We start from the raw sequence: 15,846 nt of genomic DNA, 5'->3' as shown, positions 1-15,846 counted from the left end.
GATTGCGGTAGTAAAAAATAAAGGGATACGCAGCGCAATGTGGTATCCCTTTTCTAGCCTTTTGTCTGAAGTTGTTAGTTTTTTATGACAACCACTTTCTACTGCACTTATGCCACCAATGAGTTAACTGCGAAGATCATTGATTAACGGCTGCTCCGCTTGGTTCGGTACAAACTGGACATTGCCTTTCAGTTTAGTGACAGACTGGAGTGTTGCTTGAATGTCCTCTGCTGATACATGCACATCATGACAACAGAAAGTAATGGCATCGTTGAAGCCATCGCGCTCAATTTTCAAGGAGCCTTTAATATCGTGGCGACGACAGACTTCTTGGATCTGATGCGGATAAACAAACAGCCCTTTTACTTTCACCGCGGAGTCTGCTCGTCCCATCCAGCCCTTAATTCGTGCATTCGTGCGTAGCGAATCCGAGCCCGTTTCTAGGTATGCCGATAAATCTCCCGTTGCGTAGCGAATCAGCGGGAACTTCTCATCGAGCGACGTTACAACGACTTCACCGACTTCTCCCGGTTGTACAGGAACACCATCAGGATCAACGATTTCAACAATAATATCTTCGGCAATCACTAATCCTTGTTCACCAGACACTTGATAAGCAATCAAACCAAGTTCTGCGCTTGCGTAGGCTTGAAAGACTGCAATGCCTTTTTCCTCAAACATCTGTTGCATGTCTGCTGTAACCGCTTCACCAGAGACCAGAGCTTTCTCAAAGCTAGGCAGCTCATCGTATTTCTCTTGGTACTTTTGTAGCAACGTCAGCAAATAGGAAGGTGTACCAGTGTAACCATTAGGTTGAAGCTGTTTAATTGCCTCTATTTGCGCTTCGGTATTGCCTACCCCAGCCGGAAATACCGAACAGCCACAAGCCCTTGCGCCACCATCCATAATAAATCCGCCAGGAGAGAAATGGTAAGAGAGCGTGTTATGCACTAAATCACCCGCACAGAACCCAGCAGCGTGAAACGCGCGCCCCATACGCCAGAAATCGGCCTCATCCGTTTGAGCCTCATATAAAGGCCCAGGAGACTGAAAAACACGCGCCATTTGACCAATGGCAACGCTATTTAAGCCACCAAACGGCGGTTTAAGTTGCTGCTGATTAGGTACATTGAACTTACGTGTAATCGGGAACTGAGCAAGCCCTTCACGATTGTTTGCCAATGTAGGATCTAACTCAGAAAAATGCGCTGCGTAATGTTCGCTATTGGCTTTCGAATTCTCAATCAGCGCTGGCAAACGTTGAAACAGCGACTCTTCTCGCGCCTGTAGAGACAACGATTCTTTCGCATCAAATAGTTCGTTCATCCTTGCTCCTTACAACCAACGCTTACGACGTTTGTAAGATTTCAGATTCTTAAAGCTCTTGCGATCTTCATCGCCGCCGCCAAGGTAGAATTCTTTTACGTCTTCATTGTTTAGCAATTCGTGCTTGCTGCCATCTAGTACGATTTTGCCTGATTCCATGATGTAACCGTAATCGGCCGCTTGAAGAGCGAAGTTGGCATTCTGTTCAACCAAAAGCATGGTAATACCTTGCTCTTTGTTGATCTTGTTAATAATGCTGAATACTTCTTTAACTAGCAGTGGAGAAAGCCCCATAGACGGTTCGTCCAACAAAATCATCTTCGGTCGAGCCATTAACGCTCGGCCAATCGCTAACATTTGTTGCTCACCGCCAGACAAATAGCCCGCCAGGCCAGTGCGCTCTTTGAGTCGCGGGAAATAGTCAAACACCATTTCGATGTCTTGTTCAACTTCGTTGTCAGTGCGTGTATAAGCGCCTAAGCGAAGATTTTCTATTACCGTCATATCTTCAACAATTCGGCGCCCTTCCATAACTTGGAAGATGCCCGAACGGACGATCTCTTCCGGGCTTTTGTTGTCTATACGCTCGCCCATGAAGTTGATTTCGCCGCGCGTCACTTCACCATCTTCGGTTTTCAATAAACCAGAAATGGCTTTCAACGTTGTGGATTTACCCGCACCGTTGGCGCCCAGTAAGGTCACAATCTGCCCTTTTGGAACTTCTAAACTCACACCGCGAAGTACTAGTATTACTTCGTCGTAGACGACTTCAATGTTGTTCACTGAAAGCAGTATTTCTGCCGGTTCGATATTCGTTGCTAATTCAGCCATCAAGCTACTCCTTGCTAGGGTGAGAGTGTTCTCTCACCCATCCTTATTTTCAGTAAGCTTTGTTATTAATAAGTCGTAGATTAGTAACCTAGCCAATCGTCACGACGTGACAATGTCACCTGAGATACTTTCTTAATATCAACTGCGCCGCCATCGTTGTTGCCCATAAAGACGTTCACGGTTGTTGTGCCTCGGTGATCTTCCGGTTTCCAGTTCGCAGGGACACAAACACCTTCTAAGCCTTGTGGTACCCAGTTGTCATGGACATACATGCCCTTCTTGATGTTTTCACCTGTGATACCACCGTTGTCTTTCGCCCACTCCATCGCTTCTTTCATATAGAACGCAGAACAAATACCGCGAATGTAATGGTGAGTTCTGAATTCGCCCGGCTCTGATTCAGACTGCTTAGAAATCTCACGAACCAGCTTCATGCCTTCGTTATCGTCTCCCCAAAACGCCGTCATACCTGGGAAAACGTAATCTTTAAGGCCATCGCCTGCTGCTTCAAGCACTGGCTTGTCGCCGCCCCAAATGTTTGCCATGTACTGGAACTCTGTCCCAACCGTGTTACAAGACTTCACTAGTGAGATAACCGAGCTACCGATATTGGCAATGTAACCGTAGTTGGTGCCTGACTCTTTCAGCGACAAACATTGCGCTTTGAAGTCCCCTGGTTTTAGTGACACAACGACTGGGTTTTGCACATCAAAACCAAGCTCTTTGGCGTACTCTGCACACGCTTCTTTTGGCGCATTCGGGAATGGATGGTTATCGCCAATGTGCGTAAATTTCGGCGCACCTTGATTGCCCTTAGATTCCCAATCTTCTTTCGCCCACTTAACTAGCGCACGGCACGCATCTGAGTACGACGCACCATAAAAGAAATTATAAGGCGCTGGTTTCGCGGTTTTTGGGTTTTTGCCAGTTGGGTCAGTTAAGTGACCAGAGTAAGAAGCAGAGAACACCGGCACTTTGTCTTTGGTAACAAACGAAATAAGCGCTTCGGTATCCGCCGTACCCCAACCTTGCAGCGCAACCATGTCTTTACGCGCAACCCAACGTTTATAGTTAGAAATCGCCACTGGTACTTTGTACGCCATGTCTACTGTTTCAAATTCGAGCTCGGTACCGTTAATGCCACCGTTTTGGTTAATCCAACGCAATGCGTCTCGCACGCCAGAACCATAAGGCTTGCTCACATAGGCAGTTGGTCCAGAAAAGTCGACTAATTGCCCGACAAACACAGAATCTTTTGCCCAAGTTGCGGTAGTAAACAGTGCAGATGACAGCACCAACGTTGTCGCTAAATGTCCTTTGTTCATAACTCGTTGTCCTTGTTATTGAGGTATATTCCACTTAATTCCACGTTAATATGAGAACGGATAGTGTTTCCAATATGCTCGAATCTGTTGCCAGCGATGCGATAATCCTTGAGGTTCGAAAATGAGGAACAGCATGATGACTAGACCAATCGCCATTTCTTTGAAGTAAGCCAGACCATCAGTGAAAGCGGTGGTATCACCAAACGCTGAAAGCCCCGTTACGCCAAACTCCAAAACTTCAGGCAGCAATACGATAAATATCGTCCCCATCAATGTGCCTTTGACTGAACCCAAGCCACCAATGATGATCATTGCCAAGAACTGGATAGACATCATGATGGTGAAGCCTTCTGCTGATACAAACCCTAGATAATGTCCGTAGAGTGCACCCCCGATGCCCGCATAGAATGCACACACTCCAAATGAGAGCAGACGATACTTGGTTAGGTTGATGCCCATGATCTCTGCTGACAGATAGTGATCTCGTACTGAGACAAACGCGCGACCGTCACGAGAACGGATTAAGTTTGATGCCCACATATACATGAAGATCAGCGCAAACAGAGCGATGTAGAAGAAGCTTTCGTCAGTCGTAAACTCAAAGCCAAACAAATTAATTGGGTTCGCGCTTGCACCGTATGAGCCGCCACTGAACCAATCTGCGCGAGCAAAGAAGTCCTCTAGAATAAACTGCGCCGCCAACGTTGCGATAGCTAGATATAAACCTTTAATTCGAGCCGCTGGCAGACCAAACAGCATCCCCACAATCATGGTTAAGTAACCCGCAAGCGGAATCGCAAACACGACTGGAATGTTAAACTGGTTATTTAGCCAAGCCGATGCAAAGGCGCCAAAGCCAAAGAACGCACCGTGACCTAGCGAGATTTGTCCGGTAAAACCAACCAAAATGTTTAAGCCCAATGCCGCGATACCGAGGTATGCAATCTGAATAAACAGGTTTAGGAAGTAAATATCCAAGACCAGCGGTGCTGCCAGCATGGCGATGACACCTGCAATCGCAAGGCTTCTGATGGTTTTGGTTTCAAAAATTGGCGTATCGCTTTTGTATGTGGTTCGAAAGTCCCCACATGGGCGCATGCTAAGTTGAGCCATGTTATTTCTCCTTAAATACGCTCAATATCTTTGGTACCAAACAGGCCATATGGCTTGAAGGCAAGAATGATTAACAGCACATAGAATGGTGCGATGTTGTATAAGTTACCCACTTGCAGGTATTGGCTATCAAAAAACTCAGCCAAGTTTTCTAGCACCCCGATGGTGATACCACCGACAATTGCGCCGACTACCGAATCTAAGCCACCTAAAATAACGGCTGGGAAAACTTTGATACCAATAATGGATAGCGCGTCAGATACGCCGTTAACGATACCGATAACAATCCCTGCTGTTGCAGATACCATTGCCGAAATGGCCCAACTGATGGCGAACACTTTCTTGATGGAAATGCCAAGACTCTGGGCTACTTGCTGGTTGAATGCCGTTGCGCGCATTGCCAGACCCATTTTGCTGAATTTGAAGAACCAGTAGAACGCGCCCATGATGAGCATTGAGAAGATCAAGCTCAGAATGTAAGCAAACTCAACATTCAAACCTCCGATATTCACCACGTTGGTTTCGAACACTTGCGGGTACGAAACAGCCGAGACGCCGAATATCCACTTCATCAGCGCTTGGAAGAACATAGATAGACCGATGGTCACCATGATCACAGAGATAATCGGTTCACCAATCAACGGTCTGAGCACAATGGTTTGCACGGCGATACCAAAAATCATCATGAACGCGAGCGTGAGTAAAAAACCGATAAAAAATGGTAACTGTAGGTGTACCAATGCCGCCCAACATACCCACGCGCCAATCAACAAAAACTCACCCTGAGCAAAGTTGACCACCTGGGTCGATTTGTAAATCAATACAAAGCACATGGCGACAACGCCATACAACATGCCAACGATCACGCCATTAATGACGAGTTGCAGTAATAAATCCGTATTCACTATGCGATCCTCCGTTGTTCGCTATCCACTAGTGTTGGCTCATGCTCAATAAGCGTTTCAATAACTAGCGACGTTTGAATGCGTGTTTTGGTGCCATCTTGATAAGTGATCACTGTATCGACATCGACTTTTGGATCGTCGCTGTAGATGGTTTCGATGATGTCTCCGTATTTCTCTGCAACCACACCACGGCGTACTTTACGTGTGCGAGTTAGCTCTCCATCGTCGGCATCCAGCTCTTTGTAAAGTAGAATGAATTTGCTGATCTTCTGTGCATCCGGTAGGGATTCGTTCACTTTTTGAACTTCTTCACGAATCGCTTGGTACACTTCTGGTTGAGCAGATAAGTTGGTGTAGTTGGTAAATGCCAAGCCGCGTTGCTCTGCCCACTTCGCGACAATCGCATAGCGAATACAGATGATGGCAGACAGCCAAGGTCGACCTTTACCTACCACCACGGCTTCTGCAATAAACGGCGAGAACTTGAGTTTGTTTTCGATAAACTGTGGCGAATAACGGTCGCCATGGCTGGTTTCCGACATATCTTTCAGACGATCAATCACCACCAAGTGACCGGAATCTTTAAAATAGCCCGCATCGCCTGTGTGCATCCAACCATCTTGAACATCTTCATCATATGCTGCTTGGTTGTTTAAGTAGCCAGTAAACATGCCTGTACTTTTCGCGATGATTTCACCAACGCCATTGCTGTCCGGGTTGATGACTTTCACATCTGCATTATCAAACGCAACACCAACGGAATCGTAATCCACATCATCCGCTTGGTGCACGGTGTATGCGCCACACATTTCGGTCTGACCATAAAGCTGCTTAAGTGGCACACCAATAGCTTGTAGGTAACGGAAAGTATCCGGTCCCATCGCCGCACCGCCGGTTGCCGCAGATGTCAGGTTCGAAAACCCTAAACGGTCACGCAGAGCACGCAGAAGAATCCATTCAGCCAACTTAGAGCGTTTACCCTGCTCCAGCGCTTTGTTGGCTAAGCTCATGCCCAGTTTGTACATCTTTTGCTTAAACGGTGTCGAATCCATCATTCGTGCAGACACGTCTGCCACAATGTTTTCCCACACACGTGGCGCTAACAGCACAAAGTTTGGACCGATTTCACGCAAGTCGGACATCATGGTTTCTTGTTCTTCCACAAAGTTAACGATTTGACGAGAAATCAACGCCTGACCAACCACGTAAACCTGCTCCATAATCCAAGGCAAAGGCAGAACAGAAACGTAGTTGTCGCCTGGGGAACGAGGGTCTGCACGCAAGTAAGCCGCACAGTGATCCAAGAACGTGCCACTGTGTAGCTGAGCCAATTTTGGTTTAGAAGTCGTACCCGACGTAGTACAAAGAATTGAAAGATCGCTGCCTTTGGTTTCAACAACCATATTGAGATATTTGTCTGGGTCCGCTTTATCAATCAGCTGACCTTTTTTGTAGACCTGTTCAACATCAATTAATCTTGGATCATCGTATTTACGCATTCCACGAGGATCGCAGTAAATAATGTATTCAACGCTAGGAATTTCATCACCAAGCTCAAGCAGCTTGTCGCATTGCTCTTCATCTTCGGCAATCACGACTTTTGCTTTGGCATAGTTGATAAGGTACGCCACCTCTTCGTGCATAGAATCTTGATAGATGCCCAGCGAGAAACCTTTGATCGCATGTGCCGCTAACTCGCCCCATACCCATTCAGGACGGTTATCACCTAGCAAACCAACGACATCTTGCTCACCAATACCTAAATCTTGTAGTGCCAGTGCCATCCACTTGACGCGGTTTTCATAATCCTTCCAAGTGAACTCTCGCCATATACCAAACTCCTTTTCACGCATTGCGACTTGCTCGGGCCAGTTCTTGGCATTGTGTTGCAACACTTTTGGAAAGGTATCTAAGCGGGTTATATATGCCCAATCATTATGTTGCTGTGCCATTATGCACTCTCCTCTAATGTCGGTAGCTCTTCGCCTAAGTACGCTTGTTTCACATGTGGGTTGGCCATCACTTCTTCAGGCTCACCTGTAGCAATGTGTTTCCCGAAATCCAAAACCAAAACGCGATTAGAGATGTCCATGACCACGCCCATGTCGTGCTCAATCATGATGATCGTGATATCTAATTCTTCATTCAGATCCATGATGTAACGTGCCATGTCTTCCTTTTCTTCCAAGTTCATACCTGCCATTGGTTCATCAAGCAGCAGTAACTTAGGTTTTAAGGCAATGGCACGAGCAAGCTCTACACGCTTACGTAAGCCGTAAGATAGGGTGCCTGCAGTCGCTTTTCGGATGTGCTGGATTTCTAGAAAATCGATCACGTCTTCCACATATTTGCGGTGCGCCATCTCTTCTTTCTGCGCATTAGAGAACCAATAGAGTGGCCCCGTGACGAAGTTGTTTTTTAGTAGGTGGTGTCGGCCAACCATGATGTTGTCCAGTACCGACATGTGAGAAAAGAGCGCTAAGTTTTGGAAGGTTCTTCCCAACCCTAACTCAGCTCGTTGGCTAGGTGTCCGTTTAGTTACATCATCTCCAGCGAAGATTACAGAGCCTTTGTTTGGTGTGTATCGACCAGAGATGCAATTGAGCATTGAGGTTTTACCTGCACCGTTTGGGCCAATGATTGAAAAAATTTCCTTTTCATTCACATGGAAGCTCACGTCAGTTAAAGCTTTCACCCCACCAAAAGCCAATGAAATATCGTTTACCTGCAACAGAGGCGATTCCGATACCATAGTTGATCTCCCTTTCGTTATTTTAAGTGCGTTCCATTGAGCACTATTTGATCAAACCTAACTTTGATACTGGTAACCGCTTTTACACCTATGCATCAACTTTGTATTCAGTTTACGTAAACGTCAATTTAAAATCAGAATAGTGCCTGAAAGATTAAGTTGCAATCGAGTTCATCGAGAAAGATTTGAACTAACGCAAACTTTAAGTAAATAAATTGTTAATAAAAATTATTCTCAAACGCTTACATATTTGGATAGTTCGGACCACCACCACCTTCTGGCGGAGTCCAGGTAATATTTTGACTTGGATCTTTGATGTCGCAGGTCTTACAGTGGATACAGTTGGCCGCATTTATTTGCAGCTCTGGCTGCTGCTCCCCCTGTACGATTTCATACACGCCAGCCGGACAATAGCGCTGTGCTGGCTCTGCATATAATTCAAGGTTCTGCTCAATAGGGATCCGCTGGTTCTCCAGTCGTAAGTGGCATGGTTGATCTTCCTCATGGAAGATATTGGATAGATAAACGGAAGAGAGGCGATCGAAACTTAACACGCCATCAGGCTTCGGATAGACAATTTCATTGCTGTTTTCCGCCAATAACAGAGACTGATGATCAGGCTTATCACAGCGGATATGCCACTTAGCTTTACCTTTTAACACGTTATGTTCCAGCAGCGCTAAACCACCGCCCAGCCACGATCCAAAGCGGTGGATTCCACTTGAGAAGTTACGTGCTTGATAAAGCTCTTCATACAGCCAAGACTGTTTGAAATGCTTTTGATAATCAGCAGTAACTGACTGACTCTCAAGGGCTTCACATACTGCTTCAGCGGCAAGCATTCCAGATTTTATTGCGGTGTGTGTGCCTTTGATTTTAGCGCCGTTAAGTGTTCCTGCATCACAGCCAATTAACAAGCCACCAGCAAACTGCTGCGTGGGAAGCGAATGAAAGCCGCCCTTGGTAATCGCTCTCGCGCCATAGCTAATAGGCTTCCCATTTTTGAGGTATTGCTCAATCAACGGGTGGTGTTTAAAACGTTGAAACTCATCAAATGGACTCAAGTGCGGATTCTTATAATTCAAGTCAACAATCAACCCGACGGCAACTTGGTTTCCCTCTAAATGGTAGAGATAACTGCCACCTGTAGCTTCATTTGATAACGGCCAACCTAATCCGTGCACTACTAAACCTTGCTGATGCTGCTCTGATGGGATTTCCCACAGCTCTTTAAAACCGATAGCGTAGTGTTGAGGCGTTTTCTCTTCAGCAAGATTAAATCGGTTAATCAACTGCTTACCAGTATGCCCCCGTGCGCCTTCAGCAAATAAAGTAAACTTCGCTCGCAGTTCAATACCAGGTTCGAAATTTCCTTTTTGTTCACCATTTTTATCTAATCCCATATCGCCCGTGATCACGCCACAAACACGACTATCTTCATCGATGATCGCTTGACTGGCGGTAAAACCTGGGTAGACCTCCACCCCTAAGTTCTCAGCCTGCAACGCCATCCATCGGCATAGACTGCCCAAACTTATGATGTAATTACCTTTGTTATGTAACGTATTAGGCACCGCCCAAGAAGGCAGTTCATGACCATTGATGTCATTGCCTAGATAGTAGGTTTTATCTTGGTTTACTTTGGTATTGAGCGGCGCGCCTTTCTCTTCCCAGTCGGGAAAAAGCTCATCCAAACTCCGCGTTTCAAACACCGCACCCGATAAAATATGCGCTCCAACTTCAGAACCTTTTTCTACCACGCAAACAGAGAGGTCTTGTTTTTTTTCTGCTGCTAATTGTTTGATTCGGCATGCCGCAGACAAACCTGCGGGACCAGCGCCTACAATCAGAACATCAAATTCCATGCAGTCTCTTTCCATGATTGCATTCCTTTTTCTTTGCATGTTGCCAACTTGTTAATCAACAATATATTTAAAGTTGACGCAAACGTAAAGGTAAATTAACATCATTTTAAAGACGTCATCACATCGTCTTCACTGTAAACACATAGTCTTCACTGTAAAAGGAATCTAACGTGAAAATACTAGTGCCAATCAAAAGGGTCATTGATCCCTACGTTAAAGTTCGCGTGAAAGCGGACCATAGCGATGTTGAAACCAATAACGTCAAGATGACGATTAATCCATTTTGCGAAATAGCCGTTGAAGAAGCCGTACGACTAAAGGAGCAAGGTATTGCAGATGAAGTCATCGTTGTCAGTGCCGGCGGTAGCCAGTGTCAGGAGCAACTACGTACTGCGCTTGCGTTAGGTGCCGATCGCGCTATTCATATCGATACTGAAGACAAAATAGAGCCATTGGTCGTCGCTAAGCTGCTCAAAGCTCTGGTTGAGCAAGAACAAGCACAGCTTGTGATTACGGGTAAACAATCCATTGATACTGACAACAACCAAGTGGCTCAGATGCTGGCCGCCCTACTTGACTGGCCTCAAGCAACTTTCGCTTCCGACGTGAAGATTGAAGATCAAAAAGTTCAGGTCGTGAGAGAAGTGGACGGCGGCTTGATGACGGTCACGATGAACTTACCTGCGGTGATCAGTACTGACTTACGCCTGAATGAACCGCGTTTTGCCTCTTTGCCTAATATCATGAAAGCTAAGCGCAAGCCGTTAGATACCATCACACCTGACAGTCTGGGTGTTGAAGTGGTATTTAGCCAAACCATTCAAGAAATCACACCGCCAGCGCAAAGAAAAGGTGGCATCAAGGTTGAATCTGTCTCAGAGCTTCTCGATAAGCTGCGTAACGAAGCGAAGGTGATTTCATGAAGAACTTAATCATAGCAGAGCATGACAATAACCAATTGCATGCGGACACACTCAAAGTGGTTAATGCAGCAAAACAAGTCAGCCAAGACAATGTTTTGATCGTAGTGGGCCACCAGTGTGAAGAAGTCGCTCAGCAAGCTTGTCGCGTTGATGGTATATCAAACGTAATTTGTGTCGATGATGAGCAACTTAAGCATCAATTTGCCGAGAGTATCGCACCTACTGTAGTGAGTATTGCTGAAGGTTTTGACGCAATCTGGGCTAGCTCATCATCAAAAGGGAAAGATCTTGCACCGCGAGTAGCAGCGAAGTTCGGCGTTGGGCAAATTTCCGATATTGTCCAAGTTATCGATGAAAACACTTTTGTCCGCCCTATTTACGCAGGAAACGCATTTGCCAAAGTGACCACCAGCGACAAGGTTCGCGTCATCACCGTGCGCGCGTCTGCGTTTGAGCCGGTTACTTGTCACAACCAAGCTGATATTAAGCATCAGCAGGTAACTATCTCAGCTCCAATGGTTGAATTGGTTTCTGTCGATAAAACCGTGTCAGAGCGCCCTGAATTAAGCGCGGCAGAGGTGGTTGTGTCAGGTGGACGCGGGGTCGGTAGCAAAGAGAACTTCGCATTGATCGAACAAGTGGCCGATAAACTAGGTGCTGCCATTGGCGCTTCTCGCGCGGCGGTTGATGCCGGGTTTGTTGCCAACGACTTACAAGTGGGTCAAACCGGTAAAATCGTTGCACCTAAGCTTTATATAGCGGTTGGGATTTCCGGTGCCATCCAGCATCTTGCAGGAATGAAGGAATCCAAAGTGATTGTCGCGATCAACAAAGATCCAGAATCTCCTATCTTTGAAGTTGCCGACTATGGATTGGTTGGTGATTTATTTGAGGTACTACCTCAGCTTGCCGAACAACTTTAAACGATCAGTTAAGGGGCGAACACTGCTATGTTCGCCCCTTTATTTTGTTTTTGGTCATATTCAAAAGAATTGAAATTAGAGGGACCTATGCCAAATTCTGCACCTATTTGGTCACCATCTGCTGAGCGCGTCAGCAATAGCAACTTATTACGGTTCATCGAAAAGGTTAATAAAGACAAAGCCGAAGGTACCGTAATCAACAATTACACGTCTCTACACCAGTGGTCCATTGAGCACAATGATGAATTTTGGCGACATACTTGGCAGTTTTGCAACGTAATCGGAGATATAGGTTCGCAAATCAAGAGCCTTGGCAGTCCCAAATGGACACAAACAGGTTCTAATCATCACCATGTAAATAGAGACACAGTATGGTTTGCTGACGCCACGCTGAACTACGCAGAGAACCTCCTATCTCAGGCTGAGCAATCACCAGAGCGTGAGTTTATTGTTTTTAGCAATGAAAGCGGTGAACACAGACAACTCACCGGTAAACAGTTGCTTGAACAAGTTTCTGCCATTCAACAATGGCTACTCAATTGTGGTGTCGGTAAAGGCGATGTCGTTGCGGGTTATTTGCCCTACCTTCCTGAAACCGTTATTGCCATGCTGGCCACCACCAGTCTTGGTGCCATTTGGACTTCAACCTCTCCTGATTTTGGTATCGATAGCGTCGTAGAGCGTTTTGGTCAGGTCAAACCGAAAGTTCTTTTTTGCTGTGATGGCTACCAGTTCGGAGGCAAAGCTTTCGATATGACGAACAAGAACACCACTCTTAGTAGTAAGTTAAGCAGTGCCTCCGAAGAGACTACTATTAGCGTATGCCAAATCGAATATTTACAAAACGCTGAGAGTGCTAGCACTTCTGAGTTTGTTTCTTGGTCCGATATTACTCACCACTTTTCTCCACAATCAATTCAATATCAACCAACGCTGTTTAATGACCCGTTATTCATTTTGTATTCTTCTGGTACAACAGGTCAACCTAAGTGTATTGTCCATTCCGCAGGCGGTACCTTGCTCAATCACCTCAAAGAACATCAACTGCATTGCGACATCAAATCGCAAGACAAGGTTTTCTACTACACAACATGTGGTTGGATGATGTGGAACTGGCATGTTTCCGCTCTTGCGAGTGGTGCTGCCTTAGTGATTTACGACGGTAGTCCGGTTTACCCTGATCACTCCGTCTTATGGCAATTAGCAGAAGAACATAGCGTGTCGCTGTTTGGTACTTCAGCGAAATACTTAGAAGCACTGGAACAGGCAAACTGCTCTCCAAAACTAGAACATAACCTGAAGTCACTCAAAACTCTTTGCTCAACTGGTTCGGTGCTTTACCCAGAACAATTTAGTTATGTCTATCAGCACATCAAGCAGGACTTACATCTCGCTTCTATCGCTGGCGGCACGGATATTTGCGGATGCTTTGTACTGGGAAACCCTATCTCACCAGTTTACAAAGGTGAATGCCAAGGCGCAGGGCTGGGAATCGACGTGCGTGTTTTGGACGACGAGGGAAAAACCATTACACAGCAACGCGGCGAACTAACTTGCAATAACTCACTACCTAACTTCCCTATTGGCTTCTGGCACGACAACGGCGAACGCTATCACAACGCTTATTGGAGCAAGTTTACCGATATCTGGCACCATGGCGACGATGTGATGCAAACCGAACATGGCGGTTTTATTTTTTATGGCCGTAGCGATGCGACATTGAATCCAGGCGGCGTACGAATCGGCACCGCTGAGATCTATCAGCAAGTGAACGCGTTACCCGAGGTCGAGGACTCCATCGCCGTCGGCAAGTTAAACCAGCAGTCTGAAGAAATCTGGTTACTAGTAAAACTCGCTCACAACGTCGAGTTAACCCAACAACTCACCGATTCAATTCGCCAAACATTGAAAACAAAATGTTCACCGCGCCATGTCCCACGACAAATTTTTGCTATCAGTGATATTCCTAAAACTCGCTCAGGCAAATTGGTTGAGCTAGCAGTGAAACAATTGGTAAACGGACAAGCTGTAAAAAACATTGGTGCTATTGCTAACCCAGAAGTGCTGGAAGAAATTAAAACGCTTTTCAACATAGAAAGTGGCGCCACTGTCAATTAGAGACTCAACAAGTCTTCCAACAATACAGACGGGTATAACCTAACTATATTTTAGCTCGCTCGATAACTCCTCCCCACTTTCGTGGAAACTGAGCGAAATATGCTTCATGTACACAAAAAAGGTGAGATAATTCTATCTCACCTTTGAGCCATATGAGCTGGAGCATTAGTTTGGGGGTTAAGCTTTTATCAGTTGGCTCATATCTTCGCGAACTTGTGGCACCGTTAAACCAACGATGATTTGAAGGCTCTCTTGATTTCTAACAATATTCACCGCTCCGTGCTGTGTGAAAAATGCGTTCTCCTTTACCAGAGAGACATCTTTAACTTTAACACGCAGACGCGTCGCGCAATTAGTTAACAAGTCAATGTTTTCTTTTCCACCCAAACCTTCAATAAAGGCACTAGCTTGTGACGGACTTGCGCTACTGCTATGGACCGCTTTCGCTTCTTTGTAGTCAGCTTTGGAATACAACTTACTATCTGCACCTTCACGCCCCGGAGTAAGTATGTTGTATTTTAAAATAAGCGCGCGAAACGTAACAAAGTAAACACCAGTAAACATGAGACCAATAATAATCTGAATCACGTATGTTCCTGCATGGTTACCAGCCAAAGGCAACCAGTTTTGGAAAATGAAGTCTATCAAGCCAGTCTGAAAGTTACCGGAAACACCAAACATAAAGGCGATCGTTGCCATTGTCGCAGATAACAACGCATGCAAAGCAAACAGCGCAGGTGCGATAAATAAGAATGTAAACTCTATTGGTTCGGTTATCCCTGTAAGAATTGCTGTGATTGCGGCTCCGAGCACTAACCCCATCACCATCTTTTTATTTTCTTTTTTCGCAACTGAATAGAGTGCTAGTGCGATACCCGTACAACCAAACACTTTACCCATTCCCGTCAACATCAAACCACCCTGAGGAAATTGTGTCGTTAAACTTTCCGAGCTCTGGGCGAATGTCTGTATATTTTGAATCCAATAGGCAACCGTTCCGCCATCGACTGCAACTGGCCCATAAAAAACGGGACCATATACGAAATGATGCAACCCCGTTGGTATCATGATTCGCTCTAAAAACGTAAATAGCCATACCCCTAACGATCCAGCAGAAACCAAAAATGATTGCAGATTGTTAATACCATGCTGAATACTTGGCCAAGTCAAACAAGTTAGAATTGCTATCACGACCATAATGGGGAAACTAATGATCACAACCAATGGCGTTCCGCCAAATACAGCCGCCCAATCCGGTAGCTTTTTATCAAAGAATCGGTTGTGAACCCAAACAGAGAGACTTGCAATTAAAATGGCACCTAGTAAGTTGGTATCAAGCGTTAGAATGCCACCAACTTCAGTCAAACCTCGCTCACCTTCCGTATAGTTCACGCCCAGTTCTGGTCCCCAAAATTGAAGGATTCCACCAATAACGTAGTTAAACGTAATGTAGGAAACGAGTGTTGCAAGTACAGCGCGACCAGATGCTTTTTTAGCTAAAGCGATAGGTAACCCAACGGCAAAAATAAGTGCCATATTTTTAAATACAGCGAGAGATGCCTGTAAAATGATCGTCGAGACTTTAACCCAAGCACTCCCCTCTAGTGCCCAAGGAAACACTTCTTGATTTAACAGCACAACAGAGAAACCCAATAACATGCCCGCTGCTGGAAATAATAGAACGGGAACAAACATCGCGGCTCCGAACCTTTGAATAATGTCTTTCATATAAACCTCTTGTTTCATTCACGGAGCCTACAAGTAG

General features: G+C 45.6%; 12 protein-coding genes. 3 read left to right on the top strand and 9 right to left on the bottom strand.

The window, feature by feature from the left end; all coding sequences use genetic code 11:
- Nucleotides 1-123: 123 nt before the first annotated feature.
- The 8 genes from R7Z49_RS17300 to R7Z49_RS17265 all read right to left on the bottom strand — a co-directional run bounded on the left by R7Z49_RS17300 (nt 124) and on the right by R7Z49_RS17265 (nt 10,132).
- Entirely contained in the window at nt 124-1,326 is a 1,203-nt protein-coding gene (locus R7Z49_RS17300; RefSeq protein WP_262651184.1) for a phenylacetate--CoA ligase family protein, read from the bottom strand.
- Between the two features lie 9 nt (nt 1,327-1,335).
- Complete coding sequence (locus R7Z49_RS17295) at nt 1,336-2,157, bottom strand: ABC transporter ATP-binding protein (RefSeq protein WP_005373283.1); 822 nt, start codon at nt 2,155-2,157, stop codon at nt 1,336-1,338.
- Nucleotides 2,158-2,237: 80 nt separating this feature from the next.
- Nucleotides 2,238-3,482: an ABC transporter substrate-binding protein gene (locus tag R7Z49_RS17290; RefSeq protein ID WP_005373285.1), complete on the bottom strand. Its 1,245-nt coding sequence runs from the start codon at nt 3,480-3,482 to the stop codon at nt 2,238-2,240.
- 45 nt (nt 3,483-3,527) lie between these two features.
- Nucleotides 3,528-4,595, bottom strand: a complete 1,068-nt coding sequence (locus R7Z49_RS17285) for a branched-chain amino acid ABC transporter permease (RefSeq protein WP_005382737.1) — start codon at nt 4,593-4,595, stop codon at nt 3,528-3,530.
- A gap of 11 nt (nt 4,596-4,606) precedes the next feature.
- The gene (locus R7Z49_RS17280) at nt 4,607-5,500 is read right to left on the bottom strand and encodes a branched-chain amino acid ABC transporter permease (protein WP_005373295.1); all 894 of its coding nucleotides are present in this window, start codon (nt 5,498-5,500) and stop codon (nt 4,607-4,609) included.
- Nucleotides 5,500-7,452, bottom strand: a complete 1,953-nt coding sequence (locus tag R7Z49_RS17275) for a long-chain fatty acid--CoA ligase (protein WP_318111859.1) — start codon at nt 7,450-7,452, stop codon at nt 5,500-5,502. Before R7Z49_RS17275 ends, R7Z49_RS17280 begins: the two co-directional genes overlap by 1 nt.
- The gene (locus R7Z49_RS17270) at nt 7,452-8,252 is read right to left on the bottom strand and encodes an ABC transporter ATP-binding protein (RefSeq protein WP_005373297.1); all 801 of its coding nucleotides are present in this window, start codon (nt 8,250-8,252) and stop codon (nt 7,452-7,454) included. The genes R7Z49_RS17275 and R7Z49_RS17270 overlap by 1 nt, the downstream gene beginning before the upstream one ends.
- A gap of 242 nt (nt 8,253-8,494) precedes the next feature.
- Nucleotides 8,495-10,132 carry an electron transfer flavoprotein-ubiquinone oxidoreductase gene (locus R7Z49_RS17265; RefSeq protein ID WP_318111857.1) on the bottom strand — a complete coding sequence of 546 codons (1,638 nt, stop codon included), beginning with the start codon at nt 10,130-10,132 and terminating at the stop codon, nt 8,495-8,497.
- A gap of 155 nt (nt 10,133-10,287) precedes the next feature.
- Here R7Z49_RS17265 and R7Z49_RS17260 point away from each other — a divergent pair, with 155 nt between their 5' ends.
- The 3 genes from R7Z49_RS17260 (at nt 10,288) to R7Z49_RS17250 (ending at nt 14,081) form a co-directional block, all read left to right on the top strand.
- On the top strand, nt 10,288-11,040 hold the full coding sequence (locus R7Z49_RS17260; RefSeq protein WP_186585400.1) for an electron transfer flavoprotein subunit beta/FixA family protein: 753 nt from the start codon (nt 10,288-10,290) through the stop codon (nt 11,038-11,040).
- Nucleotides 11,037-11,963 carry an electron transfer flavoprotein subunit alpha/FixB family protein gene (locus tag R7Z49_RS17255; RefSeq protein ID WP_186585401.1) on the top strand — a complete coding sequence of 309 codons (927 nt, stop codon included), beginning with the start codon at nt 11,037-11,039 and terminating at the stop codon, nt 11,961-11,963. The genes R7Z49_RS17260 and R7Z49_RS17255 overlap by 4 nt, the downstream gene beginning before the upstream one ends.
- An 87-nt stretch (nt 11,964-12,050) precedes the next feature.
- A complete protein-coding gene (locus R7Z49_RS17250) occupies nt 12,051-14,081 on the top strand; it encodes an acetoacetate--CoA ligase (RefSeq protein ID WP_186585402.1) in 2,031 nt (676 codons plus the stop codon).
- A gap of 177 nt (nt 14,082-14,258) precedes the next feature.
- On the opposite strand, the gene R7Z49_RS17245 is transcribed toward R7Z49_RS17250, so the two are convergent.
- Nucleotides 14,259-15,809, bottom strand: coding sequence for an alpha-glucoside-specific PTS transporter subunit IIBC (locus R7Z49_RS17245; RefSeq protein WP_258489480.1), 1,551 nt, complete (start codon nt 15,807-15,809; stop codon nt 14,259-14,261).
- Nucleotides 15,810-15,846: the final 37 nt, after the last annotated feature.

Source organism: Vibrio sp. 1562 (genome assembly GCF_033340155.1).
Classification (GTDB): domain Bacteria; phylum Pseudomonadota; class Gammaproteobacteria; order Enterobacterales; family Vibrionaceae; genus Vibrio; species Vibrio alginolyticus.
Note: the sequence above shows the minus strand (reverse complement) of the source record. Positions and strands in the feature narration are given on the sequence as shown.